Here is a 26,969-nt window from a genome sequence, read left to right on the forward strand (position 1 = left end):
TCTCCGACACTTACAGACAATTATTTAAAAAATTGCAATTAATTGATTCTAATACGGTCGAAGAACGCAAGTCTGAAAGATTTTCACTTTCTGAGCGACATGCCACTTGATTCTTCCCATACCCACCAATCAATCCTGGGTCCGTTGGACCGTACAACGTAATATTAGGGCGATCCAGTGCAGCGGTTAAATGACTCAGGCCTGTATCAACCGACACCACAAATTTTGCCCCCGCCAGTACGCGAGCGACCTCTCCCAAAGTCATCCGTGGAAGAACATCAACATAAGAAAAACCATTTGCCAGCCTACGGGCTCGTGCTTCTTCATGAGGAGCACCCCATGGCAGTTTAATACGTATGCCAGCGTTATTTAACAGGCCAATTAGCTCCCGCCAGTTGGCTTCTGGCCAGTGCTTATCATCACGTGTTGTGGCATGCAGAAATACGGCATACTGGCCCGCATCAGCATTACGTTCTTTCAGAAAATGCTGAGCGATAGCGTAATCACCCTGCGACTGGGGCCTGGAATATCCCAGACTTTTGGCGAACAATTCACGCGTACGTTCTACCGCGTGCTGCTGTTTGGCAATGTGATGTTTGCGATTATAAAACAGGCTCGCCAATGGTTCGCGCGCCGTGCTCCAGTCCATACCATGCTTGATGCCACGTGCCAGACGCGTAACCAACGCCGCGCTTTTTACCAGACCCTGCGCATCAATTATCGCGTCATACTGCTGTAAACGCACCGCATCGCGAAAGGCTTTACGCTCGGCTTTAATCGGCGCTGAAAACCAGGCTTTACGCCAGCGGCGGATCGCCACTGGGATCACCCGGTCAACGGCTGCATGCCAGGATGGGATCTGCGCGAAGCCTTCTTCCACTACCCAATCAAATTGAATATCCGGCATGACCTGCTGCGCATCGGTTAATGCCGGTAACGTATGCAGTACATCGCCCATAGACGATGTTTTAACGATCAATACCCGCATCCGTCAGGCTTCCTCTTGTAACAACAGGTCGTTGAGTTCTTCCAGCACGCGCTGGGGTGTGATGTCAATCAGGCTCTGATGATAGCCTTCTGCTGCATCTCCCTTGCGTACTTTGTGATAGCCCGTAATCAAGCGAATTACGCGCGCCTTGTGTGAAAGCGGCGGAGTAAAATCCGGGCTGCTGGGGCCATATAACGCTACCAGAGGTCGATTCAACGCTGCGGCAACGTGCATTAATCCAGAGTCGTTGGTGACCACCGCTTTGCAGGCGGCGAGCAGAATGACGGCCTGCTCCAGCTGTGTTTCGCCCGCCAGATTACGGCACCAGGCCTGCTGATCAACGCTCAGCGTCGCCAGGATCTCATTTCCGGCGTCATGGTCTTTTGCAGAGCCAAAAAGCACAATCTGATGGCCTTCATCGATCAGTTGCTTCGCCAGGTCTGCGTAGTGGTAATGTGGCCAGCGTTTCGCTGGACCAAATTCCGCACCAGGGCAAAAGCCGATGATGGGGCGTTCGGCAGAAAGGGAAAACTGGCGACAGGTCAGGGACTTTTCACCTTCGCTTACCTGCAACTGCGGCCATAGCAGAGGCTGCGGTAAATCTTTAGCTGACAGCATTACGCCTTTATCATAGGCCAGGGCTACATAGCGTTCGACCATCAGCGGCCAGGCATCTTTATCCAGCACGCGCGCATCGTTTAGCAGGCCGTAGCGCATTTCACCACGCCATCCGGTACGATGGGGAATGCCAGCAAAAAACGGTACCAGCGCGGATTTAAACGAGTTAGGCAGCACATAGGCGCGGTCATAGCGTTTTTCACGCAGGCTATGACCGAGTTTACGCCGCTCGCCGATCTCCAGCGCACCGTGTCCCAGCGGCATGGCGATAGCTTCGTTAACTTCAGGCATGCGCGACAATAACGGACGGCACCATGCAGGTGCCATCACGTCGATTATCGCCTGGGGATAGCGCGCCTTAAGCGTGCGATAGAGACTTTGCGACATCATCATGTCGCCCACCCAGGACGGGCCTACCACCAAAATTTTCATACTTACGCGTCGCGGTTCAGCCAGGCCATATATTCCGTTACACCTTCAGCAACGGTTTTAAACGGCTTGTCATAGCCCGCAGCGCGCAGATTAGTCAGATCGGCCTGGGTAAACGCCTGATAGCGACCTTTCAGTTTTTCCGGGAATGGGATGTACTCAATGCTGCCTTTTTTGTGGTACGCAAGCGTTGCATCGGCAACGGCCTGGAAAGATTCCGCACGACCGGTACCAAGGTTAAAGATGCCGGAAACCCCGTTTTCCAGGAACCACAGGTTCACCGCAGCCACATCGCCTACGTAAACGAAATCACGCTTGAAGTTTTCACTGCCTTCGAACAGTTTTGGTGTTTCGCCATTGTTGAGCTGGGTGTTGAGGTGGAAAGCGACGCTCGCCATGCTGCCTTTATGGCCTTCACGCGGTCCGTAGACGTTGAAATAGCGGAAGCCAACAATCTGAGAATTGGCTTCTGGCAGGATCTGACGAACGTACTCGTCGAACAGGAATTTTGAGTAGCCGTAAACGTTCAGCGGTTTCTCATATTCACGGGATTCGATGAAATCAGAAGTGCGGCCGCCGTAGGTGGCGGCAGAGGACGCATACAGGAACGGAATTTCACGCTCCAGGCAGTAGTGCAACAGCTCTTTGGAGTATTGATAGTTGTTATCCATCATATACTTGCCGTCCCACTCGGTAGTGGAGGAGCATGCGCCTTCGTGGAAAATCGCTTCGATATCGCCGAAATCTTCTCCGGCCATAATCTGGATCAGGAAGTCTTCCTTGTCCATGTAGTCAGCAATATTCAGATCCACCAGGTTAACAAACTTGGTGCCATCTTTCAGGTTGTCCACCACCAGGATGTCGGTGATGCCTTTATCATTCAATGACTTGACGATGTTGCTGCCTATAAAGCCCGCGCCGCCGGTAACGATGATCATAAATGTAACCTTCGAATTTTGGAGTCAGAGACAATCTCAGACACTAATGTCTGTAATCATACCATCACATCGGCATCCCTTCAGCCTCTTAAGTAAGATGGTGGGTCGGTAGAAGGCCTATAAACACCAGTATAATAATGCTTATTTAATGGTTATTAAGTCTATTAAATTAATCTTAAATGTACTTAGTTTTTTTATATCCATCTATGTATATTATATGTACAAAAACAAAAACTATGTGATATAATATTTTTTTTATTAATGGTTTGAAAATGGTTATGAAATCGTCTACCACTATTGTGACAGCATATTTTGATATCGGTAGGGGGGAGTGGACTGTTAATAAAGGCTTCCGTGAAAAACTTTCCCGATCTTCTGATGTCTATTTTGACTACTTCAAACGGTTAGCCGCTTTAGAAAATGATATGGTTATTTTTACTTCGTCTGAGTTTGAGGACAGAGTTGCGGAAATACGCAAAGGTAAGCCCACAAAAATTATAACCATAGATTTAGGTAAAAAATTTAAGCATATTAATAATAAAATAAGACAAATCCAGCAGGATGATACTTTTAAGAGTAAATTAGAGACGCGACAGCTAGGTAACCCTGAGTACTGGTCTCCAGAATATGTGTTGATCAATAATTTAAAAGCATATTTTGTAGTGAAGGCCATAAATGCAGGCTTAGTTAATACTCCGATGGTTGCCTGGGTAGACTTCGGATATTGCCGTAAACCGCAGGTTACTCGCGGATTAAAAGTATGGGACTTCCCTTTTGACCGTAATAAAATGCATCTCTTCACGATTAAAAAGGGTCTGGTTATATCATCCAGAAAACAGGTTTTTGATTTTATGATCGGAAATCATACTTATATTATCGGCGGCGCTATTGTTGGTTCACCAGAGAAATGGAAAGAGTTTTACTCATTAGTCACTGAGTGTCAAAAAGAGACTCTCAGAAATAATATTGTTGATGATGATCAGGGTATTTTTGTCATGTGTTATTACAAGCGCCCTGATCTATTAATGCTTAATTACCTTGGTCGTGGCAAATGGTTCGATCTGTTCCGTGTTTATCGGCGAACCGCTTTAGGTGCAAAACTCCAGGCATTGCGAATTTTTCTCACTCGAAAGTAGTGGCTTGAATGAGATTGAAGGGTTACCTAACCAGATAGAATGCTGCAAAGGCATTCTTCTGCTATTGCTGTTGTTTTTTTATGATTTTTTATAAAATCCAGCCAATTCAATTGGTTGCGATTCAGTGCGTCCAATGAATCCATACGACGGCATCACTGATTAGCCATGTGGGTATACGTGATTTATGCTTCATTTTGAAGAAGTGATGATGCGTCATCTCGTATCAGCGTATAGCTTTGGGTAATATGTGCTGAAATTTGCCCAGTCTGGAGAATTGAAATGCGTGGGGATTTTTACAAACAGTTAACGAACGATCTCGAAACCGCACGTGCGGAAGGATTGTTTAAAGAAGAGCGCATTATTACGTCTGCCCAGCAGGCGGATATCACCGTGGCGGACGGAAGCCACGTTATTAACTTTTGTGCGAACAACTATCTGGGGCTGGCTAACCACCCAGAACTGATCGCAGCTGCAAAAGCAGGTATGGATTCTCACGGATTTGGTATGGCTTCGGTCCGCTTTATTTGCGGTACCCAGGACAGCCATAAGCAACTGGAGCAAAAACTGGCGGCATTCCTCGGTATGGAAGATGCCATTCTTTACTCTTCCTGCTTTGACGCCAACGGCGGCCTGTTTGAAACGCTGCTGGGCGCAGAAGATGCGATTATCTCAGATGCGCTCAACCACGCTTCTATCATTGACGGTGTTCGCTTGTGTAAAGCAAAGCGTTTCCGTTACGCCAACAACGACATGGTCGAACTGGAAGCTCGTTTGAAAGAAGCGCGTGAAGCGGGAGCCCGTCATATCCTGATCGCCACCGATGGCGTGTTCTCTATGGATGGTGTGATTGCTAACCTGAAAGGCGTTTGTGACCTGGCGGATAAATACGACGCGCTGGTCATGGTTGATGATTCCCATGCTGTCGGCTTTGTCGGCGAAAATGGTCGTGGCTCACATGAATACTGTGACGTGATGGGGCGTGTGGACATCATCACTGGTACGCTGGGTAAAGCGCTCGGCGGCGCATCTGGCGGTTATACCGCAGCGCGCAAAGAGGTTGTTGAGTGGCTGCGTCAGCGTTCCCGTCCGTATCTGTTCTCCAACTCATTGGCTCCTGCAATTGTTTCTGCCTCCATTAAAGTGCTGGAGATGGTCGAAGCAGGCAGCGAGCTGCGCGATCGCCTGTGGGCGAACGCACGTCAGTTCCGCGAGCAAATGTCTGCCGCAGGCTTTACGTTAGCGGGAGCGGATCACGCAATTATCCCGGTCATGTTGGGGGATGCGGTAGTGGCGCAAGAGTTCGCCCGCGAGCTGCAAAAAGAGGGGATTTACGTTACTGGATTCTTCTATCCGGTGGTTCCAAAAGGTCAGGCGCGTATTCGTACCCAGATGTCTGCAGCGCATACCCCTGAGCAGATTACGCGTGCTGTTGAGGCGTTCACACGCATTGGTAAACAACTGGGCGTTATTGCCTGAGGATGTGAAATGAAAGCGTTATCCAAACTGAAAGCGGAAGAGGGCATTTGGATGACCGACGTTCCTGAACCGGAAGTCGGCCATAACGATTTGCTGATTAAAATCCGTAAAACAGCCATCTGCGGGACTGACGTTCACATTTATAACTGGGATGAATGGTCGCAAAAAACCATCCCGGTACCGATGGTCGTTGGACATGAATATGTCGGCGAAGTTGTTGGCATCGGCCAGGAAGTTAAAGGCTTTAAAATCGGCGATCGCGTTTCAGGCGAAGGTCATATCACCTGCGGGCATTGCCGTAACTGCCGCGGTGGACGTACTCACCTATGCCGCAATACGACCGGTGTTGGCGTAAACCGTCCTGGCTGCTTTGCAGAATACCTGGTGATCCCGGCATTTAACGCGTTTAAAATTCCGGACAACATCTCTGACGACCTGGCGTCTATCTTCGATCCGTTCGGTAATGCGGTGCATACGGCGCTGTCGTTCGATCTGGTTGGGGAAGATGTGCTGGTTTCCGGCGCGGGTCCAATCGGTATTATGGCGGCAGCGGTTGCCAGGCACGTTGGCGCACGCCACGTGGTGATTACCGATGTTAATGAGTATCGCCTTGAACTGGCGCGTAAAATGGGCATCACTCGCGCGGTCAACGTGTCGAAAGAGAGTCTGACCGACGTGATGGCTGAACTGGGCATGACCGAAGGGTTTGATGTCGGTCTGGAGATGTCCGGCGCGCCGCCAGCGTTTCGCACCATGCTGGACACCATGAACCACGGTGGCCGTATTGCTATGCTGGGTATTCCACCATCAGACATGTCCATCGACTGGACTAAAGTTATCTTTAAGGGATTGTTTATTAAAGGTATCTACGGTCGTGAGATGTTTGAGACCTGGTACAAGATGGCCGCATTGATTCAGTCTGGTCTGGATTTGTCGCCGATCATCACCCATCGATTCTCCATCGATGAATTCCAGCAGGGCTTTGACGCGATGCGCTCGGGCCAGTCAGGGAAAGTGATCCTGAGCTGGGATTGAATGCTCGACTTGTATTAAATGCTACCAACGGCCAGATTATTTATTCTGGCCGTATAAATAATAAATACTATTTGCCACGAAGCTTTCTGGATAAAGATCTTATCGCTTCTTTGAGCCAGATGAGCTTATAGATTAATCCTTTTCCTTTGATGTTAATATGATATTTTCGCTGCAAAGCTAAAATATCATTAGCCTGGCAAATCTTCATATTTCCCTTACAGGATAAGTCAATTATTCTTAATTCACCGCCTGGCGTACGAATGAAATTTCCAGGGTGGATATCATTAGACGCCAACCCGGCTTTGTGAAGGCGCAGAACGCACTGTTTCACTTCATCGGCATTCTTATGGTTAATTTCTTTTAAAGGAGTGCCTTCAACATATTCATGAATAATATAAACATCATGACACTGACGAAGGCGTACTTTTTCAGCGGCATAGTAGAGATCCGCTGTACAGGCGCGCATTTCCGGGGAGAGTGTGTCCAGTTTCTTGATGAGCCTGGAATAAAAGGGGCCGGAGATAAAATTCTGCATTTTTTTCTCAAATCGAGGATCAACTTCACGGTCGTTTTTGATGATAAATTTTTGTGAGTTGTACTCGACCAGTTCTACACTGCGCATGGCGTTACCACTGCTCAACGGTTTGCCACTGATTTCTTTGTTTATATACTTATTCATCAGTGACTTAAGGTCTGTTTTGGTCTCTTTGCAATAGACCGTATAACCTTTTTCATGTGTCTTACTGATGGCCATCACTTTCCTCAATATCAGTGTACATCGCGCGTTAATTTACAGGGGTATAGTATACAGGTTGTGTCCCTCAATATGTAGACGATCTGAGCTATCACAGGCCGCTGAACTCAGGCGCCGCATGGCATTTTCCCATACTGGTTGCTTTCGCTGCGCGGCTTCTGAAAATTAAACGTTCTAACCTTAATAATTCCTTAATGAAACTGTAGTAAAAGTCATCAGTGTACTGACAAACTTGGGTTATCTGATGAGAAACCGCACAAATATGTTGAGTGTTATTATTCCGTTGTATAACGCGGGTGATAGTTTTCGGGATTGCATGGAATCTTTGATCGCACAGACATGGGCTGCGATAGAGATCATTATTGTGGATGACGGTTCAACGGATAACTCTGTTGATATTGCAAGACATTATGCTGATAACTATTCCCATGTCCGGTTGTTACATCAGGCTAACGCCGGGGCATCTGTCGCGCGTAATCGTGGTCTGGCAGTGGCCAAAGGGGATTATGTTGCATTTGTCGATGCCGATGACCTGGTTTATCCCAATATGTATGAAACCCTGATGACCATGGCGCTTCAGGATGACCTCGATCTGGCACAGTGCAATTCTGATTGGTGCATTTTCGAAACGGGGGACACCTGGCAATCAATACCGACGGACCGTCTGCGGTCTACGGGTGTATTGACCGGCCCCGACTGGTTACGTATGGCATTGGCTTCACGCCGTTGGACGCATGTGGTCTGGATGGGGGTTTATCGCAGAGATGTTATCGAGAAAAACAAGATAGCGTTTATTCCAGGGTTGCATCATCAGGATATTGTATGGACGACGGAGTTTATGTTTAACGCCAAACGTGTGCGATATACCGAGCAATCATTGTATAAATACTTCTTACACGATCAATCAGTTAGCCGTCTTAAAAGACAAGGCTTAAAAAATCTCAATTACCAACGCCACTATATTAAAATTACACGGTTATTGGATAAGTTGAATCGTGAATATGCGGGTCGGATTACTATTTATCCGGAATTTCATCAGCAAATAACCTATGAAGCATTACGCGTTTGCCACGCAGTACGCAAAGAGCCGGATGTCCATATTCGTCAACGCATGATTGCAGAGATTTTTGTCTCTGGTATGTATAAGCGCATGATTACTAACGTACGCAGCGCCAAAGTTTTGTACCAGGCGCTGCTATGGTCATTCCGTCTCTGGAAATGGCGTGATAAAACATCCTCGCCCTCTCGTATTGCCCGTAAAACGCTTAATTTACGTTAGCGTTCATAGCGCTGGGTGAGGATGTATTCCCCCAGCCCTGCCATTGCAGGCGCATGTACTGCACCAGCGTGCTTTGGGTGATGCTTTCACCGAGCACGCTGAAAAAGCGGCTGGCGTAAACCGGCTCTAACGGCTGCTTCGGTTTGCATAATCTCACCCCGCGGAAAGGATTACGTGGCGCATCAGGTTTACCATTCTTCGGCGGTGTAAGGTTTGGTCTGGAGGTGTCTACCTGTGGTTCATTGAGCAGGCTGCTTGGGCGAACCAGCGTAATGTCCGCAGGCAGGTTATAAAGCATCTGCTGCAGGACGCGAACCGTCGAAGGGTGAGGATGCCCAATGGCAATTGCTGAACCGTTGCGGCGCGCAAGCTCAACGGCACGATTAAACTGACGGCGAATATCGGCTTCGTTTTGCGTGTCATCCAGGAAGACTTTGCGTTTGATAACCTTCACGCCGGTTCCTGATGCTGCGCGCATTGCCTGACTGTTGCCGATGGTCATACTGTCCAGGAAGTAGAGATCGTAGCGTTCCAGCGCCTGCATCACCTTCTGCATGCCGAACAGGCTGGAGGTCATCGCGCTGCCCATATGGTTGTTCAGCCCGACCGCATTCGGTACTTTGCTTACCGCGTCGCGAATAATCCGCTCAATCTCTTCGCTGCTCATTTCCGGGCGCAAAGTATCTTTCTCTAACGGCTGTTTGCTCAGCGGCGCCATCGGCAGATGGATTAAAACTTCATGCCCGCTGTTATGCGCTTTAATCGCCATTTCACGCGCGTGTGGGGCATTAGGCAGAACGGCAACGGAGAGGGTGGAAGGCATCGCCAGAACCTGATTTTCGGTGTGTGGACGATAGCCAAAATCATCAATAACGATGGCAAGTTTGCCAGCAAAAACAGGTGTTGCGAAGGCCAGCACGCTGGCGAGAGAGAATAATAGACGACGAAATTGAGGCAAAACTTATCTTCCCAACCACGGCTGTGGATTGACCGCCTGACCCTGGCGACGAATTTCGAAATAGAGTGCCGGCCTGCCCTGTCCGCCGCTGCTACCCACAAGTGCAATAGGCTGCCCGGCGCGAACCTGCGTACCGACGCTGACCAGCGCGCTCTGGTTATAACCGTAAAGGCTCATATCGCCTTTACCGTGCTCAACGACGACCACCAGACCGTAGCCCTGCAACCAGTCCGCCAGAATGACGCGACCATCGGCAATGGCTTTAACTTCGGTGCCTTCGGATGCGCCAATAACCATCCCCTTCCAACGTAGCTCACCTTGCAACTGTTCGCCATAACGATGTAGCGTTGGGCCACGAACGGGCCAGAATGCCTGGCCGCGTGGGGAACCTAAACCGCCGGTACGGGACATCAGTGATTTTTCGCTTTCGGTTGGCTTGTAGGTTGAGCCTTTCCGTGACGCATCCTTTTGTTTGTCACGTACGGCCTGCGCCTCGCGAGCTTCACGTTCCGCGCGTGCTTTGGCTGCGGCTTCGGCGCGAGCAATGCTGTTGCGCAGGCGTGATTCGTTGGCGCGCATTTCGCCCAGTTGCTGCTGACCCTGCTGAATCGATGACTCCAGACCCGAGAGCGTCTTCTTGCGTTCATTACGCGCTTGCTCCAGCTTAGCCTGCTGAGCGCGCTGTTCGTACAGCAACGTCTGCTGTTCGCTCTGCTTATCTTCCAGCTCGGCTTTTTGCGAGTCGACTTCTTCGCGGGTTTGTTTCAACTGCGCGATGGTTTCCTGCCGCGCCTGGTTCAGATAGCCGAAATAGGCCTGCAGGCGTTGCCCGCGCTGGCTCTCTTCCCCGCTCAGAATGAGCTGAATACCGGTGTGTTCGCCCTGGCGAAACGCTGCGTCAAGTTGGGCTGCCAGGCTACGCTCTTGCGCAGCCCGCTGTTTTTCCAGCTTCGCGAGGGCGGCATTCATTTCAGTGATTTGCGCATTCAGCTGCGCCAGCGAGTTTTGCGTTTCGCGTAGTTGCCTGGCGGCAACGGCGATGGCCTGTTCCTGAGCTTTAAGTTGAGCGAGGAGAGTGGAGCGTTGTTGTTGTTGTTGGCGTACCGCGCGTTCTTTTGCCGCGATATCAGCCTGAATAGATTTGAGCTGATCGCGCTCGTCCGCGTGGGCGGAAAAGGCGCACAACAATACGCCAGCGCTAAGCGCGCTGGCGTAGAACAAGGGCCTGACTGAAAGCTTTCGCAGTTTCACGGCCCAAGTGATGGTATTAATCGCCTTTCCCCTCATGGGGAGGGATTATTCCACGATGAACAGCGGCTTACCAGTCATCTCTTGCGGGATTTCCATACCCATCAGCGTCAGCATCGTCGGGGCGATATCAGAAAGTTTGCCGCCTTCAACTGCTTTGACGTTTTTACCACCGACATAAATCAGCGGAACGGGCAGGTTGGTGTGTGCTGTATGCGCCTGACCGGTGGACGGATCGCGCATTTGCTCTGCGTTACCGTGGTCCGCGGTGATCAGCAGTTGGCCGCCAACGGATTCAACCGCTTTAGTCACCTGCTCAACGCAGTGATCCAGCGCTTCAACCGCTTTAACCGCAGCTTCCATCACCCCGGTGTGACCAACCATGTCGCCGTTCGGGTAGTTACAAATGATGGTGTCGTATTTTCCGCTCTGAATCGCAGCAACCAGCTTCTCGGTCAGCTCAGCAGAGCTCATTTCCGGCTGCAGATCGTAGGTCGCGACTTTCGGCGAATTGATCAGGATGCGATCTTCGCCTTTGAACGGCTCTTCTACGCCGCCGTTAAAGAAGAAGGTCACGTGGGCATATTTTTCAGTTTCGGAAATACGCAGCTGCGTTTTGTCATTCTTCGCCATCCACTCGCCAAGGGTGTTGGCCAGAGACGCTGGTGGGTAAGCAACAGCCGTTTTGATGTCGGCTGCGTATTCGGTCAGCATCACAAAGTTGAGGTTAACGACTTTCTTACGGGCGAAGCCGTCGAAGTCTGCGTTAACAAACGCACGGGTGATTTCACGCGCACGGTCAGCACGGAAGTTCATGAAAATCAGCGTATCGCCGTCTTCCATGGCGGCTTCAGTCTGGCCTTCAGCACGGATCACGGTCGCTTTCACGAATTCGTCGTTTTCGTCGCGGGCATAAGCAGCCTGCAGGCCTTCAACAGCCGTAGCGAACTGGAACTCGCCTTTTGCCAGCGTCATCAGGTCATAAGCCTGTTCAACGCGATCCCAACGGTTGTCGCGGTCCATGGCGTAGTAACGACCAATGATGGACGCTACGCGGCCTTTGCCCAGCGCGGCAAATTTCTCTTCGAATTTCTGCAGCGAATGTTCAGCGCTGCGCGGCGGGGTATCACGGCCATCAAGGAAAGCGTGCAGATAGATTTTCTCAGCACCGCGTTCAGCTGCCATTTCGACCATCGCCATGATGTGATCTTCGTGGCTGTGAACGCCGCCAGCAGAGAGCAGGCCCATGATATGAACCGCTTTGCCGCTATTTTTTGCCTGGTCGACCGCATCGGTCAGCACTGGGTTAGCGAAGAAAGTCCGTTCTTTAATTTCAACATCCAGACGGGTCAGGTCCTGATACACGATGCGGCCCGCGCCCAGGTTGACGTGACCTACTTCGGAGTTGCCCATCTGGCGATCGGGCAGGCCGACTTCCAGGCCAGAGGCATCAATCAGGGTATGCGGACGTTTTGCCCACAGAGCATCCATTACCGGGGTTTTGGCATTAAAGATGGCGTTATCCTGGCTGTCTTCACGATAGCCATAGCCATCCAGAATCACCAGTACCATAGGTTTTTTAGAAACCGACATTGCGACAACCTCACACTCAATAGACAAAAATAATTGCGTAATTTTACTACAGCTGAATCGATAAAATAGCCCCAGAAGATCAAATAATCGACCAGAGCGTGTCGCAGAGGGCGCGGATTTACGTTTTTTTTTCCGTAGCGCCCCGCAAAAATGCAATCCAATGCACGCTCTGGCTGTATTTGCGCCAACGCGCAGGTATACTCCTTTCCTGGTTTTTTAATCACTAAGTCGGGAGTTGTTACCCCCCATGCAAGAAATTATGCAATTTGTTAGTCGCCACCCTGTATTGAGTATCGCCTGGATTGCGTTACTGGCGGCTGTATTATTTACCACGTTTAAGAGCCTGACTTCGAAAGTGAAGGTAATTACGCGCGGAGAAGCCACTCGTCTTATCAACAAAGAAGATGCGGTGATTGTGGATTTACGTCAGCGCGACGACTTCCGCAAAGGCCATATCGCGGGCTCCACGAACCTGCTGCCGAGCGAAATCAAAGCCAACAATTTTGGCGAGCTGGAAAAACACAAAAACAAACCTGTTATTGTGGTTGATGGCTCTGGTATGCAGTGCCAGGATTCAGCAACTGCGCTGATTAAAGCCGGTTTTGAGCAGGTATCTGTACTGAAAGACGGCGTAGCGGGCTGGAGTGGCGAGAATCTGCCACTGGTTCGCGGCAAGTAATTTACCCGTCTTCTTTCATGCCTCAGGGTAAAAGAACACTGGAGATAAGTCATGGCCAATATTGAGATCTATACCAAAGCGACCTGCCCGTTTTGCCATCGCGCAAAGGCGCTGTTGAACAGCAAGGGTGTGAGTTTCCAGGAACTTCCGATTGACGGCGATGCCGTGAAGCGTGAAGAGATGATCAAGCGCAGTGGCCGTACAACGGTTCCGCAGATTTTTATTGATGCACAGCACATTGGTGGTTGTGACGACTTGTATGCGTTGGATGCACGTGGTGGACTGGATCCACTGCTGCGTTAAGGCGTACCGAAGTATTTAAAGGACAACACTAAAGGGTTTTCTCAACATGTCAGAACAAAATAACACTGAAATGGCTTTCCAGATCCAACGTATTTATACCAAGGATGTGTCTTTCGAAGCGCCAAATGCACCACATGTTTTCCAGAAAGATTGGCAGCCAGAGGTTAAACTGGATCTTGATACCGCATCTACCCAACTGGCAGATGATGTGTATGAAGTAGTGCTGCGTGTCACCGTAACGGCTTCTCTGGGTGAAGAAACTGCGTTCCTGTGTGAAGTTCAGCAGGGCGGTATTTTCTCCATCAGTGGTATTGAAGGGACTCAGATGGCGCATTGCCTTGGTGCATACTGCCCGAACATTCTGTTCCCGTATGCCCGCGAATGCATCACCAGCCTGGTTTCCCGCGGTACATTCCCGCAACTGAACCTTGCGCCGGTCAACTTTGATGCGCTGTTCATGAACTATTTACAGCAGCAGGCTGGCGAAGGTACTGAAGAACATCAGGATGCCTGATGAACCAAAGTAATGCTTCAATGACTGTGATTGGTGCCGGCTCGTACGGCACCGCTCTTGCCATCACCCTGGCAAGAAATGGCCATCAGGTTGTCCTGTGGGGCCATGATCCGAAACATATCGCGACCCTCGAGCACGATCGCTGCAACGTCGCGTTCCTCCCTGATGTGCCTTTTCCCGAAACGCTGCGCCTGGAAAGTGATTTAGCCACTGCACTGGCCGCCAGTCGTAATATTCTGGTGGTGGTGCCGAGCCACGTCTTTGGCGAAGTGCTGCGCAACATCAAACCGCTGATGCGTCCTGACGCGCGTCTGGTCTGGGCGACAAAGGGTCTGGAAGCGGAAACGGGACGCCTGCTGCAGGACGTCGCGCGTGAAGCGCTGGGGAATTCTATTCCACTGGCGGTTATCTCCGGTCCGACGTTCGCCAAAGAGCTGGCGGCGGGCATGCCGACGGCGATTTCTCTGGCCTCGACGGACGACACCTTTGCTGACGATCTCCAGCAGTTGCTGCACTGCGGCAAGAGCTTCCGCGTTTACAGCAATCCGGATTTCATTGGCGTGCAGCTTGGCGGCGCGGTGAAAAACGTCATTGCGATTGGCGCGGGGATGTCTGACGGCATCGGTTTCGGCGCGAATGCGCGAACCGCATTGATCACCCGTGGACTGACCGAAATGTCTCGTCTTGGCGCGGCGCTGGGTGCCGATCCTGCCACCTTTATGGGTATGGCGGGTTTAGGCGATCTGGTGCTGACCTGTACCGACAACCAGTCGCGTAACCGTCGTTTTGGCATGATGCTCGGCCAGGGGATGGACGTGCAGGGGGCGCAGGACAAGATTGGTCAAGTGGTTGAAGGCTACCGCAATACGAAAGAAGTTCGTGAATTGGCGCACCGTTTTGGTGTTGAGATGCCAATAACCGAGGAAATTTATCAAGTATTGTATTGCGGAAAAAACGCGCGCGAGGCAGCATTGACGTTATTAGGCCGTGCACGCAGGGACGAGCTGAGTCGCCACTAGCTGTAAGGAACTGTTGAATATAACGACCCGACCCGCGAAGAACGGGTCGGTCGTTTTGCTACCTTCTGGAGTACGCAATGCCGTGTGAAGAACTGGATATCGTCTGGAAAAACATTAAAGCGGAAGCCCGGGCACTGGCGGAATGTGAGCCAATGCTGGCCAGTTTTTATCACGCAACGCTGCTCAAGCATGAAAACCTCGGTAGTGCGCTGAGCTATATGCTGGCGAATAAACTCGCTTCCCCGATCATGCCCGCCATTGCCATTCGCGAAGTCGTGGAAGAGGCCTACGCGGCCGATCCTGAAATGATTGCCTCAGCGGCCTGTGATATTCAGGCGGTACGCACGCGTGATCCAGCTGTCGATAAATATTCCACCCCACTTCTGTATCTGAAGGGCTTTCATGCGCTTCAGGCCTACCGTATCGGTCACTGGCTGTGGCATCAGGGGCGTCAGGCGCTGGCGATCTTCCTGCAAAATCAGGTGTCCGTTAGCTTCCAGGTAGACATTCACCCTGCGGCAAAAATTGGCCGTGGGATTATGCTCGATCACGCCACCGGTATTGTGGTCGGTGAAACTGCCGTGATTGAAAACGACGTCTCTATTTTGCAATCCGTCACGCTGGGCGGGACCGGTAAAGCCGGCGGTGACCGTCATCCGAAAATTCGTGAAGGCGTGATGATTGGCGCGGGAGCAAAAATTCTCGGCAACATTGAAGTCGGGCGCGGCGCGAAGATTGGCGCAGGTTCCGTCGTTTTACAGCCGGTACCCCCGCATACCACTGCAGCAGGAGTTCCGGCACGCATCGTCGGCAAGCCTGACAGCGATAAGCCGTCCATGGATATGGATCAGCATTTCAACGGGATACATCATACTTTTGAGTATGGAGATGGTATCTGATTTCGAGCTATCTTACCTGGCAGATTGAACCTGAGCTGTGCTCGTCATCCTCACGGACTGCGTGTACGCTCCGGTGACTGCGCGCAGTCCGTGTTCAATCTGTCTGCGCCGATAACGCTCGAAATGAATTTCATCAAATTAATGTAGGTCGGATCAGGCGCTAGCCGCTATCCAACAATCATCAGCTACGCAGTACCGCGCCCGGATACCCTAGCTGGCGCCAGGCCTCATACACCACCACCGACACCGCATTTGACAGGTTCATGCTGCGACTGTCTGGCATCATCGGAATACGAATTTTTTGTTCGGCCGGCAGCGCGTCAAGGATGCTGGCTGGCAGACCGCGTGTTTCCGGACCAAACATCAGATAATCCCCGTCCTGATAGCATACCGCGCTATGCGCTGGCGTACCTTTGGTGGTCAGAGCAAACAGGCGCTGCGGATGTTCTGCGGCGACGAAGGCGGCGTAATCAGGGTGGCGCAGCACGGCGGTAAATTCATGGTAATCCAGCCCCGCGCGACGCAGGCGCTTGTCGTCCCAGGTAAAGCCCATTGGCTCTATAATATGCAGACGAAAGCCGGTGTTGGCGCAAAGACGGATAATATTGCCGGTATTTGGCGGGATTTCTGGTTCGAATAAAACGATGTTAAGCATACTGCCCCCTTGATAACGGGGGGCAGAATAGCAGAAAGAGCGGGTACTATGCGACGGTCAGCGCGTGCGGTTTATAGCGCTGCAGCTTGTAAATTGTCGCGGCAGCAGCGACCAGGGCCGGAAGGCTGAGGAACATTAAGATACTGTCTGCCTGCCATTGCAGGGAAAGCAACTGGGCGCTCATCATCGTTCCGGCTACGCCGCCGAAGCGGCCCACGCCCTGCATCCAGGCAATGCCCGTCGCACGGCAGTGGGTTGGATAAAACGTGGCGGCCAGCGTCTGCAGCCCGGACTGCGCGCCGTTCATGGTAATCCCCATCAGGAAGATCAGTGCGCCGAACAAGATGATGTGGTTATGTTCAAACCCGAGAGCGAGGGCAAACAGCATCGTCAGAATGAAGCCGAGTGAGACCACTTTATGGGCTTCCCAGCGGTCCATTAACCAACCGGCCAGCAGGATCCCCGCCGTACCGCCAAAGGTAAACAGCGATGTCAGCCAGGCGGATTCGGCCAGCGGATAGCCCATTCCCAGCATCAGCGTTGGCATCCAGCTCAGCAGCACGTAATAGATAACCAGCCCCATAAAGTAGGTCATCCAGAGCATCAGCGTACCCGGCAGCCAGGGCATACTAAATAACTGTGCCACGCTGCTTTTTTTGACCGTGAAGCGGTCTTCATCCAGATAAAACTGGGTAACCTGTTCCAGACTTCCCGACATAAAGCGTTGAGCAATGCGTTTAATCTGTGCAACCCCTTTACCGCGGTGAACCAGATACTTAACCGACTCCGGCAGGAACAGCACCAACAGTACGGTGAGGACCAGTGGGGCGATCGCACCAGCAAGCAGAACACTGTGCCAGCCGTAGTTGGGGATCAGCCAGGAGGAGATCACGCCGCCGCCCGCAGCCCCTAACGGAAAGCCACAGTACATGGTGTTAATCGCCATTGAACGACAGCGTTTCGGGGCGAATTCTGACACCAGGGTGATGGCATTGGGCATTGCCGCGCCAAGCCCAAGCCCGGTGAGAAAGCGCCAAAACGTGAGCATATTCAGCGTCTGGGCATAGGCGGTTCCCAGACTGGCGAGGCCAAAGAACAGACAGGAAAAGACCAGGACGCGCTTACGACCCATACGATCGGAAATCGGTCCGGCCAGCAGGGCACCAAATGAGAGGCCCAATAGCGCGGCGCTTAACACCGGTCCAAGATCTTGTTTCTTGATGCCCCAGTCGGCTGAAAGCGTGGGGGCAATATAGCCCATCGCCGCCGTATCGAAGCCGTCAATGGCTAAAACCAGAAAACCCAGGACAATAATGACCCAGTGGAAGCGCGAAAAAGCACTGTCATCTATCGCCTGCTGGATATTCACTTTTCCGGAATAAGCCATGTCACCCTCGCCCGTTATGATGGTTGTTATATGTATAAAATGCTGTTGTATTAGCTTGTCTATACATTTGGCAGGTGGATAAAAAGTTGTCAAATATATTGGTTGTAAATGTTAACTAGTCGTTATTTTTGGATAAAAAATGGTCGGGCTGAAAACAGACCGACCATTCAGAAAATGGGGTTTACGGGGATGTTGTTACGCTGCGCTACCCTGGACCAGAGGTGCCAGCGCGGCAGGCAGGCTCTTACCCAGTTCCTGTACCAGCGAATCACGGCTGATTTCGCTAATCGACTTCGCACCGGTCAGGGTCATCGCCACCTTCATCTCTTTCTCGATCAGGTTCAGCAGATTCGCCACACCGGCCTGGCCGTGGGTCGCCAGCGCGTACAGATAAGCACGCCCCAGCAGCACGCTATCCGCGCCCAGCGCTATCATGCGTACAACGTCCAGACCATTGCGGATCCCGCTATCAGCCAGAATGGTAATATCGCCTTTCACCGCATCGGCAATGGCGGGCAGCGCACGAGCTGAAGACAGCACGCCATCTAACTGACGGCCACCGTGGTTAGAGACAACGATACCATCCGCGCCAAAGCGTACGGCGTCGCGGGCATCTTCAGGGTCGAGGATCCCTTTGATCACCATCGGACCATCCCAGAATTCGCGGATCCACTCGAGGTCTTTCCAGGAAATCGACGGATCGAAGTTATTCGCCAGCCAGCCGATGTAATCTTCAAGGCCGGTGGGTTTGCCCAGATAAGTCGAAATATTGCCTAAATCATGCGGGCGACCGTTCAGACCAACGTCCCATGCCCACTGTGGATGAGTGACTGCTTGCCAGTAGCGGCGCAGTGCCGCATTTGGGCCGCTCATACCGGAATGGGCGTCACGGTAGCGTGCGCCAGGCGTTGGCATATCGACGGTAAAGACCAGCGTGGAGCAACCCGCCGCTTTGGCGCGCTCCAGCGCGTTACGCATAAAACCGCGATCGCGCAGAACATACAGCTGGAACCACATCGGACGCTTGATGGTCGGGGCGACTTCTTCAATCGGACATACAGACACTGTGGAAAGCGTAAACGGAATGCCTTTGGCATCAGCGGCGGCGGCGGCCTGAACCTCGCCCCGGCGTGCGTACATGCCGCATAAGCCGACAGGCGCGAGGGCTACCGGCATGGAGAGTGTTTCGTTGAACAGCTTGGTTTCCAGGCTCAGGTCGGACATATTCTTCAGTACGCGCTGGCGCAGCGCCACCTCTGACAGGTCTGCCACGTTACGGCGCAAGGTGTGCTCGGCATACGCCCCGCCGTCAATATAGTGGAACAAGAAGGGGGGCAGGATGCGCTGGGCTGCGGCGCGATAGTCGCTGGCTGCTGAAATAATCATGTGTTGTTCTCCCTGCTATTCTCACCAGGATCACCGGGCAGGCGAGTAATACGCGCCTGCCGGGCCTGATCTTCATCAAATCGTTTAATTGTGGTGTGGACAAAACTGAGGTGCGCCATCATGGCCTTACGCGCCCCGTCGGCATCCCCGGCAACAATGGCGTCCAGCACGGCCTGATGCTGCGCCGTCAGTTGAGAAAATACCGGCGGTACCAGGTACATACGTTGGCGGCTCTGTTTTACCGAAGACTGCAGGACGTCGAAGAAACCGCGCATGGTCTGCAACAGCACCACGTTGTGTGAGGCTTCCGCAATGGCGAGATGAAAGCGAACGTCAGCCTGCGAGGCGAGATCCGGATCTTCGCTTTGCGTGGCCTCGAAACAGAGCCTGATTTTCTCTTTATCCGCGGCGGTGGCCCGCATGGCAGCGTGCCAGGCGGTACTGGCTTCGATGGCGTGGCGGGCCTCCAGAATATCGAAACTGTAATCAGGATCGTCCGCCAGTAGGGTTTTCAGCGGCTGAACGATGTTTTGTTCAGACCAGGCCTCATGCTGCCAGCGGATAAACGTCCCGCCGCCACGACGGCTAATCAGTACGCCTTCACTGACCAGCTTTGCTAACGCCTCGCGCAGCGAGTTACGCGATACGCCGAGCTGTACGGCCAGTTGGCGCTCAGCGGGCAACTTCATGCCCGCCTCCAACTGTTGTTCTTCAATCAGCGCCCGCACACGAGATGCGACTTCGTCTGACAGGCGTCTGGGCATCACTATCATGGAATCATCCAGGTTAAGACATAGGCCTGCAGCGTGGTAATCACACCCACCATGCAGGTGAAAATCAGGCTGTGTTTCACGGTAAAGCGGAACAGGTCAGACTCTTTCCCCACTAATCCCACTGCCGCACAGGCGATAGCGATAGATTGCGGCGAGATCATCTTGCCGGTCACGCCGCCGGTGGTATTTGCCGCAACCATCAGCACATCCGAAACGCCGATTTGCTGAGCAGCCGTAGCCTGCAGGGCGGCAAACAGTGCGTTTGATGAGGTGTCGGACCCGGTCAGAAATACCCCCAGCCAGCCGAGGAACGGTGAGAAGAAGGTAAACGCGCTGCCGGTGTGTGCCAGGGCCAACGCCAGGGTTGATGAAAGCCCGGAGTAGTTTGAGATAAACGCGAATGCCAGCACCATTCCGATTGAGTAAATAGGTAATGCCAGATCTTTCAGCGTGCTGCCAAAAGTCTGCAGCGCTGCGGACGGCTTCATCTTCAACCAGACGATAGACAGCAGGGCGGCAAACAAAATCGCGGTACCGGTCGCGGAGAACCAGTCAAATTTATACACCGCCGCGTAGGCTGTGGCTTCGTGTACGACCGGCGGCATACGGGCAACCAGCTTATCGAGGTACGGAACCGGAATATTGACCACCCAGTGGTACATCGCGCCGCCTGGCGCAAACAGCGCTTTAAACGGCGGTACGCTCCACAGCGTGACGGTGGCGGTCAGGAACAGGAACGGAGACCAGGCGCGGACCACCTGTCCAGCGGTATAGTGGGTGCGAGCCAGCGTCTGATCGACCTGTGAAGCGCCCATATCGCCAAAGCGGAAGATGCGTACCGGCTGCCAGCGTTTCAGGAACAGCGTCAGGCAGACCAGCGAAACCAGAGACGAGATAATGTCTGGCAGTTCTGGCCCGATAAAGTTAGAGCTGAGGTACTGCGCGATAGCAAACGAGCCGCCAGCGACCATCACCGCAGGCCAGGTCTCTTTTACGCCGCGCCAGCCATCCATAATCGCCATAATCCAGAACAACACGATAATGGTCAGGAACGGTAACTGACGGCCCACCATCTGACCAATCTCGAAGCTATCCAGCCCGGTAACCTGACCGGCAACCAGAATCGGAATGCCCATTGCGCCAAAAGCGACCGGAGCGGTGTTTACGATCAGACACAAACCTGCCGCGTACAGAGGATTAAAGCCCAGACCAACCAGCAGTGCGGCGGTAATCGCTACCGGAGCGCCAAATCCTGCCGCCCCTTCGAGGAATGCCCCAAAGGAGAAACCGACAATCAGCATTTGCAGACGTTGGTCCGGGGTAATCGAGAGTATTGAGGAGCGGATGATGTCGAACTGCCCGGTTTTCACCGAGATTTTATAGACGAATACCGCGGCGATAATGATCCAGGCAATTGGCCACAAACCATAGAAGAAGCCGTACACCACGGAAGCCAGAGCGTGATCGACCGGCATTTTGTAAAACAGCAGGGCGACCGTCAGAGCGATCACCACCGTCCATGACGCCGCAACATAGCCTTTCAGCTTGAGCTTAATCAGGGCGAAGAAAAAGAACAGGATAGGGAGCGATGCGATCAGACTGGAAAGCCAGATGTTACCGGCCGGGTCGTAGTTCTGTTGCCAGAGATTCATTGCAGGTCTCCTGGGGGCCGCCGACATAATGGAATGAGTCTGTGCTCATCTCCTGGTCACATTATGTGTAAAAGTGGCCCTGCCAATATTGTTGTGTAGGGGTAATGACAATGAATGGTTAATCAAATGTTATTTATTGGCAACGGTATTGTACGCACATTTTAATGAAATGTGAGGTGCTGGTAGGATCTGGCTGAAATTGGTAGGGCCAATTGCGAGGAGAAGGGAAGGACCGGGCAAGCGAATGTTGCCCGGTGGGAGATCAGAACTCGCTCTTCGCGAAGCCCGTCATCTCTTTCAGGCCCATTTCACGGCCAAGCTCGGTCATCGGGTGAACGACGATCAGGCCGCGCACGCTCTTCTTCAGCTTGCCCATGTCGGCCTGTTCTTTTTTGGTGATAGCACGACGGAAAGGAAGTTTCGCCAGCTTTTGCGCTTCTTTGCTCAGCTTCTGGCCGTGGACGTCACGCAGACGCGCGATCTCGGTTTCCAGCGTTTCTTTCTCTTGCTCCAGCTCGGCATATTTGTCGGCGGCTTCAACCAGGGACAGGTCTGCCTGCTGGTGGCGGATAGCGTCCAGACGATCGCTCAGGCGTTTAATTTCGTTTTTTTCGACTTCTTTCATAGGATAGCTTCTGATAAAAATAGGATGAATATCCTATAGTATGCGCGCAGAGCGGGATTATTCACAACTAATCGAAGATAAATAATCAAATGCTGCAAGTATTATTCAGCTAATGAAAATACTACTATTTTGATTAATAAGGAATTTTAAGTGATAAGGTCGGCCGTGGTGCTTTTTATTGACGGGTTCATAGTGAAGCACGTTTTCCTCAATATAATCGCCCAACCGATCCTAAACTTAAATGAGCAACCGCGCAGGCTGAGCGCGGTTAATACATGGAGGAGGGAAGATTATGGCGAAAATAGGTGAGAACGTTTCGGCCCTTATTGATAAGACGGTCGATTTTATGGCTTCAAGCCAGGCTTTTCGCGAATATCTGAATAAAACACCACCGCGCAACGTTGTCCCTACTGAAATACCGCAGGAGAATGCGCAGCTGTATCTGCAACGTCTGGCGTATTATCGGCAGCTGTATCGACCGCAGCAGGAAGAGAAGTAAGCCTGCAGGGTCTTATTTTTGAAAGGCTTTTTTTAAGCTGATTTTAGAAATCAGCTCGGTCAGGGAAAGTACCATCGTGGAGCGTACCATCTGCTGGTAGCGCTGAATCTGCATTGCGTGCAAACCTGAGTCTGAGGTATCAAACTGCGGTGGCGGCGGGAGTGCCGTCACGCAGTGGAGTTCGCCAAACGGGCCAAGAATTTCGTCGTCGGTGAACGCGTATTCATTACCGTCATGGTTTAACTCTTCCCGCAGCGCCATCAGAAGCTCCGCATCTTCATACTCCGGCCGGCTGAGTACGCCCAGACCGTAAATTAGCTTCAGACGAACGGAAAGATCGCCCAGCGGACCGTCGCCGTCGAGCAGGGGTTCTACGGCATATTTTACCGCATAGTCGTCTTTGCGAAATACCTGAAGCACAAGGATATTTACCGCTTCGGTGAGCAGTTCTACGGCGGTGATGAGGAAGCTGCGTACGGTTTTGCCAGCATTCAGACGCTCAAGCACACGATTTTCAAAGGCCTGCGTTTGTTCCATTATTGCCTGCATATCTGACAATCTGTCATTTGGGCGCAGGCTGACCTGCGCCACATTCTCTATCATTTGGTTGCGTTATATGCGTTAACCGCCTCCGCCACCACATCACTGTTGGCATCCAGACCGGAAACCTGTGCCAGCGCGGCCTGTGGACCTTTTTCGTCAATCAGCGCGGCCAGTTCCTGGGCCTGCGGATCTTCTTCACTGCGATAGTGCATCGCTGCAGCAATACCGGTGACCAGATTCGCGTGCGGCAGGCCATACTCCAGCGTGCCCAGCAGCGGTTTAATCAGACGGTCGCCCGCGCTCAGTTTACGCAGCGGCTGACGACCCACGCGCTCAACGTCATCTTTCAGATACGGGTTTTCAAAGCGACCGAGGATTTTCTGAATGTATGCCGCATGTTTTGCTGCATCAAAGCCATAGCGTTTGATCAGTACCGCGCCGCTCTCTTCCATCGCACCTTTTACCACTGCACGGATTTTCTCGTCGAGAATCGCGTCACGGATGGTCTGATGACCGGTCAATTTTCCGAGGTACGCGGTTATAGCATGCCCGGTGTTCAGCGTGAAGAGTTTACGTTCGACAAATGCCATCAGGTTATCAGTTAATTCCATTCCCGGGATGTCAGGCAGTTCGCCTTTGAACTGTGTTTTGTCGACAATCCACTCACTGAAGGTTTCGACGGTGACTTCCAGCGGATCGTTGGTCGCAGAAGCCGAAGGGGGAACAATGCGGTCCACGGCGGAATCGACGAAGCCAACATGTTCTTCAACCCAGGATTTGTCTTCATCTGCCAGCGCGTTCATAACGTGGCCTTTCAACTGGGTGGTTCCGCGCACCATGTTTTCACAGGCGATAATATTCAGCGGAGTGGCGATGCCCTGCGCCTTGCGTTTAACCAGCCCTTTGGCGATGGCCGGAGCGATACGCTCAAGCACGACCGGACCGACGGCGGTAGTGACTAAATCTACGTGGGCAATCAGGTCGACAACATCATCGCCGATGCTGCTCACGGCGTTGACGCCGGAAACGGTATCAACCTGCTCGTTTTCACCCACCACATGAACCTGATAGCTATGACGGGCATTCAGGGCATCGAGCACGACCTGGTTTACATCCGCGAACGTCAGTTGTATCCCCGCGTCCGCCAGCAGTTTGCCGATAAAGCCACGACCGATATTACCTGCGCCAAAATGTAATGCTTTCATAGTATTAACCTTCATTAATGTTTTTACCCAAGAGGGCTGGGGTGAGGCGTTTCCCTCAACCTAACCCTCTCCACAAGGGAGAGGATATCGCCTTCATATTTCGAACTGCAGATGCGTTGGCTCTCCTCGCTCACCCCAGTCACGTACTTATGTACGCTCCTGGGGATTCGCTGCGTTGCCGCCTTTCTGCAGCTCGAACTATTTTGGAGATACTTAACGGTTAAGCTTTTTTACCTGCCAGCAGTTCCAGAACTTCATCCACGCTGGTGGTATGGGCCAGACGTTCGATCACGGATTCGTCATCCAGAGCGTTGGTCAGACTGGTGATCACCTGGATATGTTCATTGTTACGTGCGGCGATACCAATGACCAGGCGGGCAATATCGTCTTCTTCTTCACCGAAGCGCACGCCTTCCGGGTACTGGCAGAACACCACGCCGGTTTTCAGTACGCGGTCTTTGGCTTCAACCGTACCGTGCGGCACTGCGATGGACTCACCGAGGTAAGTCGGGGTCAGTTTTTCGCGGTCCAGCATCGCCTCGACGTATTCTGGCTCAACGTAGCCGCCTTTCACCAGTTGCTCACCGGCAAAGCGAATCGCTTCTTCTTTGTTAGTGGCTTTACGGCCAAGGAAGATATTCTCCGCACCCAGTTTGAACAGGTGGGTATCACCCTCTTCGAAGCTGTCTTTCAGGTGATCGCGGACTTTCTCTTCGTTCACGTTGTGGCGCTGTGCAGCAACCAGACGTTCGGTCAGGCTGGCGTACAGGCCGCTGTCGAGGAAGTTGGTCAGCGAAATGTGTTGCGCCTGAGGCACCTGGCGCATCGCACGTTCGGTCAGGTCACGGTGAGTAATGACCAGATCGACATCCGGCGGCAGATTGTTAATCGCGCTGTTGGTGACGGAAATCTGAGACAGACCGGCATCCTGCACTTTCTTGCGCAGTACGCCCGCACCCATGGCGCTGGAGCCCATACCCGCATCGCAGGCAACGATGATTTTACGCACATGGCTCAGGTCGTTAGTCACGTCGCCAGCCGCCAGCGGAGATGCACCTTTGGATTCCGCTTTCATGTCGTGCATACGACGAGTTGCGGCATCAATGTCATCATCTTCTTTCACTTTGCTGGTTTTCAGCAGAATGGCTGAGACGACAAAGGAGACAGCCATTGCGGCACAAATAGCAGCGATGTTCGCGAAGTAAGCACCCTTCGGCGTCATTGCCAGCACGGCCAGGATAGAACCCGGAGAAGCCGGAGAAACCAGGCCGCCGTTCAGGATAGTCAGGGTAAATACGCCAGTCATACCGCCGAGGATAACGGCCAGGATCAGACGCGGGTTCATCAGCACGTACGGGAAGTAAATTTCGTGGATACCACCCAGGAAATGGATGATAGCCGCGCCGCCTGCGGACTGCTTAGCGCTGCCGCGACCGAAGAACATGTATGCCAGCAGAACGCCCATACCCGGACCCGGGTTAGCTTCAATCAGGAAGAAGATGGATTTGCCCATCTCATGGGACTGCTGAATACCCAGCGGTGAGAAAATACCGTGGTTGATGGCGTTGTTGAGGAACAGGATTTTCGCCGGTTCAACGAAGATAGACGCCAGCGGCAGCATGTCATGGACAACCATGAAGTTAACGCCTGCCGCCAGGATTTTGGACAGTGCTTCAACCAATGGGCCAATGCCAAGGAATGCCAGAATGGCGAGGATCATCCCGATGATGCCTGCGGAGAAGTTATTCACCAGCATCTCAAAACCGGACTTGATCTTACCGTCTACCCAGTTGTCGAAATGTTTGATAGCCCAGCCGCCCAGCGGACCTGCGATCATCGCGCCGAGGAACATTGGCATATCGGCACCGACGATAACGCCCATGGTGGTGATAGCACCCACCACGCCGCCACGCTCGCCGCCAACCAGCTTACCACCGGTATAACCGATCAGCAGCGGCAGCAGATAGGTGATCATTGGGCCGACAAGCTTCGCCAGCGTTTCGTTCGGCAACCACCCCGTCGGAATGAATAATGCGGTGATAATACCCCACGCGATAAACGCGCCGATATTTGGCATCACCATGTTACTGAGGAATCGACCAAAGCTTTGCACTTTGATCTTAATATCGGATGACATAAAAACACCCCTTCTTATGTTTGCTGTCGCGCAGGCTAAAAGCCCGAGGTTTGTTAATGTAGCGGCAGGAGGTAGCCGGACCCTGTAGATACTGCGAAATCTGGCACTGAATCGTTCAACTGTCCAGTCGACGGCTTTTTATGTGACGTTTGTCACGTAAATATAGGGTGTATGGCGTTAGTTAATGTGATTTTCATCACAAAATATCGGTACAAAAAAACATCACAGGTCAAGAATTGGC

General features: G+C 52.3%; 26 protein-coding genes. 10 read left to right on the forward strand and 16 right to left on the reverse strand.

Annotated features, from left to right (window positions below):
- Positions 1 to 10: 10 nt before the first annotated feature.
- Genes rfaC through rfaD form a run of 3 tightly spaced genes read right to left on the reverse strand, consistent with a single transcriptional unit; the run spans position 11 to position 2,973 of the window.
- Entirely contained in the window at positions 11 to 988 is a 978-nt protein-coding gene (gene rfaC, locus HVZ39_RS00480) for a lipopolysaccharide heptosyltransferase RfaC (RefSeq protein WP_019078050.1), read from the reverse strand.
- Positions 989 to 991: 3 nt separating this feature from the next.
- The gene (gene rfaF / locus HVZ39_RS00485; RefSeq protein ID WP_016154975.1) at positions 992 to 2,038 is read right to left on the reverse strand and encodes an ADP-heptose--LPS heptosyltransferase RfaF; all 1,047 of its coding nucleotides are present in this window, start codon (positions 2,036 to 2,038) and stop codon (positions 992 to 994) included.
- A 2-nt stretch (positions 2,039 to 2,040) separates the two neighbouring features.
- Entirely contained in the window at positions 2,041 to 2,973 is a 933-nt protein-coding gene (gene rfaD / locus HVZ39_RS00490; RefSeq protein WP_003827312.1) for an ADP-glyceromanno-heptose 6-epimerase, read from the reverse strand.
- Positions 2,974 to 3,251: 278 nt separating this feature from the next.
- On the opposite strand from rfaD, the gene yibB reads away from it, so the two are divergent.
- The 3 genes from yibB (at position 3,252) to tdh (ending at position 6,620) form a co-directional block, all read left to right on the forward strand.
- Positions 3,252 to 4,109: a protein YibB gene (yibB, locus tag HVZ39_RS00500; RefSeq protein ID WP_047418310.1), complete on the forward strand. Its 858-nt coding sequence runs from the start codon at positions 3,252 to 3,254 to the stop codon at positions 4,107 to 4,109.
- A 279-nt stretch (positions 4,110 to 4,388) separates the two neighbouring features.
- A complete protein-coding gene (gene kbl / locus HVZ39_RS00505) occupies positions 4,389 to 5,585 on the forward strand; it encodes a glycine C-acetyltransferase (RefSeq protein ID WP_046275754.1) in 1,197 nt (398 codons plus the stop codon).
- Between the two features lie 9 nt (positions 5,586 to 5,594).
- Complete coding sequence (gene tdh, locus HVZ39_RS00510; protein ID WP_046275753.1) at positions 5,595 to 6,620, forward strand: L-threonine 3-dehydrogenase; 1,026 nt, start codon at positions 5,595 to 5,597, stop codon at positions 6,618 to 6,620.
- Positions 6,621 to 6,687: 67 nt separating this feature from the next.
- Here the strand turns inward: tdh and rfaY are convergent, their stop codons facing one another.
- Entirely contained in the window at positions 6,688 to 7,374 is a 687-nt protein-coding gene (gene rfaY / locus HVZ39_RS00515; RefSeq protein ID WP_016157747.1) for a lipopolysaccharide core heptose(II) kinase RfaY, read from the reverse strand.
- 244 nt (positions 7,375 to 7,618) lie between these two features.
- Between rfaY and HVZ39_RS00520 the strand changes: the two genes are divergently transcribed.
- Complete coding sequence (locus tag HVZ39_RS00520; RefSeq protein WP_049042810.1) at positions 7,619 to 8,653, forward strand: glycosyltransferase; 1,035 nt, start codon at positions 7,619 to 7,621, stop codon at positions 8,651 to 8,653.
- Here the strand turns inward: HVZ39_RS00520 and HVZ39_RS00525 are convergent.
- The 3 genes from HVZ39_RS00525 to gpmM are packed head-to-tail and all read right to left on the reverse strand — an operon-like array spanning position 8,640 to position 12,452.
- Complete coding sequence (locus tag HVZ39_RS00525; RefSeq protein ID WP_016154969.1) at positions 8,640 to 9,611, reverse strand: divergent polysaccharide deacetylase family protein; 972 nt, start codon at positions 9,609 to 9,611, stop codon at positions 8,640 to 8,642. The two genes, HVZ39_RS00520 and HVZ39_RS00525, sit on opposite strands and share 14 nt — an antisense overlap.
- A gap of 3 nt (positions 9,612 to 9,614) precedes the next feature.
- The gene (gene envC, locus HVZ39_RS00530) at positions 9,615 to 10,874 is read right to left on the reverse strand and encodes a murein hydrolase activator EnvC (RefSeq protein ID WP_231390992.1); all 1,260 of its coding nucleotides are present in this window, start codon (positions 10,872 to 10,874) and stop codon (positions 9,615 to 9,617) included.
- A 33-nt stretch (positions 10,875 to 10,907) separates the two neighbouring features.
- Positions 10,908 to 12,452, reverse strand: coding sequence for a 2,3-bisphosphoglycerate-independent phosphoglycerate mutase (gpmM, locus tag HVZ39_RS00535; protein ID WP_181633104.1), 1,545 nt, complete (start codon positions 12,450 to 12,452; stop codon positions 10,908 to 10,910).
- A gap of 247 nt (positions 12,453 to 12,699) precedes the next feature.
- On the opposite strand from gpmM, the gene HVZ39_RS00540 reads away from it, so the two are divergent.
- The 5 genes from HVZ39_RS00540 to cysE all read left to right on the forward strand — a co-directional run bounded on the left by HVZ39_RS00540 (position 12,700) and on the right by cysE (position 15,866).
- Positions 12,700 to 13,131: a rhodanese-like domain-containing protein gene (locus HVZ39_RS00540; RefSeq protein WP_005120473.1), complete on the forward strand. Its 432-nt coding sequence runs from the start codon at positions 12,700 to 12,702 to the stop codon at positions 13,129 to 13,131.
- Between the two features lie 51 nt (positions 13,132 to 13,182).
- On the forward strand, positions 13,183 to 13,434 hold the full coding sequence (gene grxC / locus HVZ39_RS00545) for a glutaredoxin 3 (protein WP_003024152.1): 252 nt from the start codon (positions 13,183 to 13,185) through the stop codon (positions 13,432 to 13,434).
- A gap of 46 nt (positions 13,435 to 13,480) precedes the next feature.
- Positions 13,481 to 13,948: a protein-export chaperone SecB gene (gene secB, locus HVZ39_RS00550; protein WP_003024155.1), complete on the forward strand. Its 468-nt coding sequence runs from the start codon at positions 13,481 to 13,483 to the stop codon at positions 13,946 to 13,948.
- Positions 13,948 to 14,967: an NAD(P)H-dependent glycerol-3-phosphate dehydrogenase gene (gpsA, locus tag HVZ39_RS00555; RefSeq protein ID WP_016154966.1), complete on the forward strand. Its 1,020-nt coding sequence runs from the start codon at positions 13,948 to 13,950 to the stop codon at positions 14,965 to 14,967. The genes secB and gpsA overlap by 1 nt, the downstream gene beginning before the upstream one ends.
- A 77-nt stretch (positions 14,968 to 15,044) precedes the next feature.
- On the forward strand, positions 15,045 to 15,866 hold the full coding sequence (gene cysE, locus HVZ39_RS00560) for a serine O-acetyltransferase (RefSeq protein ID WP_016154965.1): 822 nt from the start codon (positions 15,045 to 15,047) through the stop codon (positions 15,864 to 15,866).
- A gap of 181 nt (positions 15,867 to 16,047) precedes the next feature.
- Here the strand turns inward: cysE and trmL are convergent, their stop codons facing one another.
- The 6 genes from trmL to HVZ39_RS00590 all read right to left on the reverse strand — a co-directional run bounded on the left by trmL (position 16,048) and on the right by HVZ39_RS00590 (position 22,344).
- Positions 16,048 to 16,521, reverse strand: coding sequence for a tRNA (uridine(34)/cytosine(34)/5-carboxymethylaminomethyluridine(34)-2'-O)-methyltransferase TrmL (gene trmL / locus HVZ39_RS00565; protein ID WP_016157744.1), 474 nt, complete (start codon positions 16,519 to 16,521; stop codon positions 16,048 to 16,050).
- A gap of 46 nt (positions 16,522 to 16,567) precedes the next feature.
- The gene (locus HVZ39_RS00570; protein WP_172860729.1) at positions 16,568 to 17,908 is read right to left on the reverse strand and encodes an aromatic acid/H+ symport family MFS transporter; all 1,341 of its coding nucleotides are present in this window, start codon (positions 17,906 to 17,908) and stop codon (positions 16,568 to 16,570) included.
- Between the two features lie 195 nt (positions 17,909 to 18,103).
- A complete protein-coding gene (gene lldD, locus HVZ39_RS00575) occupies positions 18,104 to 19,294 on the reverse strand; it encodes an FMN-dependent L-lactate dehydrogenase LldD (RefSeq protein WP_016154962.1) in 1,191 nt (396 codons plus the stop codon).
- Positions 19,291 to 20,067, reverse strand: coding sequence for a transcriptional regulator LldR (gene lldR / locus HVZ39_RS00580; RefSeq protein WP_003024170.1), 777 nt, complete (start codon positions 20,065 to 20,067; stop codon positions 19,291 to 19,293). Before lldR ends, lldD begins: the two co-directional genes overlap by 4 nt.
- A complete protein-coding gene (gene lldP, locus HVZ39_RS00585; RefSeq protein ID WP_016154960.1) occupies positions 20,064 to 21,719 on the reverse strand; it encodes an L-lactate permease in 1,656 nt (551 codons plus the stop codon). The genes lldR and lldP overlap by 4 nt, the downstream gene beginning before the upstream one ends.
- Before the next feature lie 262 nt (positions 21,720 to 21,981).
- Positions 21,982 to 22,344, reverse strand: a complete 363-nt coding sequence (locus tag HVZ39_RS00590) for a YibL family ribosome-associated protein (RefSeq protein WP_016154959.1) — start codon at positions 22,342 to 22,344, stop codon at positions 21,982 to 21,984.
- A gap of 292 nt (positions 22,345 to 22,636) precedes the next feature.
- On the opposite strand from HVZ39_RS00590, the gene HVZ39_RS00595 reads away from it, so the two are divergent.
- Positions 22,637 to 22,843, forward strand: coding sequence for a hypothetical protein (locus HVZ39_RS00595; RefSeq protein ID WP_016154958.1), 207 nt, complete (start codon positions 22,637 to 22,639; stop codon positions 22,841 to 22,843).
- Between the two features lie 12 nt (positions 22,844 to 22,855).
- On the opposite strand, the gene mtlR is transcribed toward HVZ39_RS00595, so the two are convergent.
- The 3 genes from mtlR to mtlA all read right to left on the reverse strand — a co-directional run bounded on the left by mtlR (position 22,856) and on the right by mtlA (position 26,728).
- Positions 22,856 to 23,446, reverse strand: a complete 591-nt coding sequence (gene mtlR, locus HVZ39_RS00600) for a mannitol operon repressor MtlR (RefSeq protein WP_005120486.1) — start codon at positions 23,444 to 23,446, stop codon at positions 22,856 to 22,858.
- Positions 23,443 to 24,591 (reverse strand): mannitol-1-phosphate 5-dehydrogenase, encoded by a 1,149-nt coding sequence (gene mtlD, locus HVZ39_RS00605; protein ID WP_016154957.1) that lies wholly within the window; start codon positions 24,589 to 24,591, stop codon positions 23,443 to 23,445. The genes mtlR and mtlD overlap by 4 nt, the downstream gene beginning before the upstream one ends.
- Before the next feature lie 220 nt (positions 24,592 to 24,811).
- The gene (mtlA, locus tag HVZ39_RS00610; protein WP_016154956.1) at positions 24,812 to 26,728 is read right to left on the reverse strand and encodes a PTS mannitol transporter subunit IICBA; all 1,917 of its coding nucleotides are present in this window, start codon (positions 26,726 to 26,728) and stop codon (positions 24,812 to 24,814) included.
- Between the last annotated feature and the right edge of the window lie 241 nt (positions 26,729 to 26,969).

It is taken from the genome of Citrobacter sp. RHB35-C21 (assembly GCF_013816515.1).
Lineage (GTDB): Bacteria > Pseudomonadota > Gammaproteobacteria > Enterobacterales > Enterobacteriaceae > Citrobacter > Citrobacter braakii.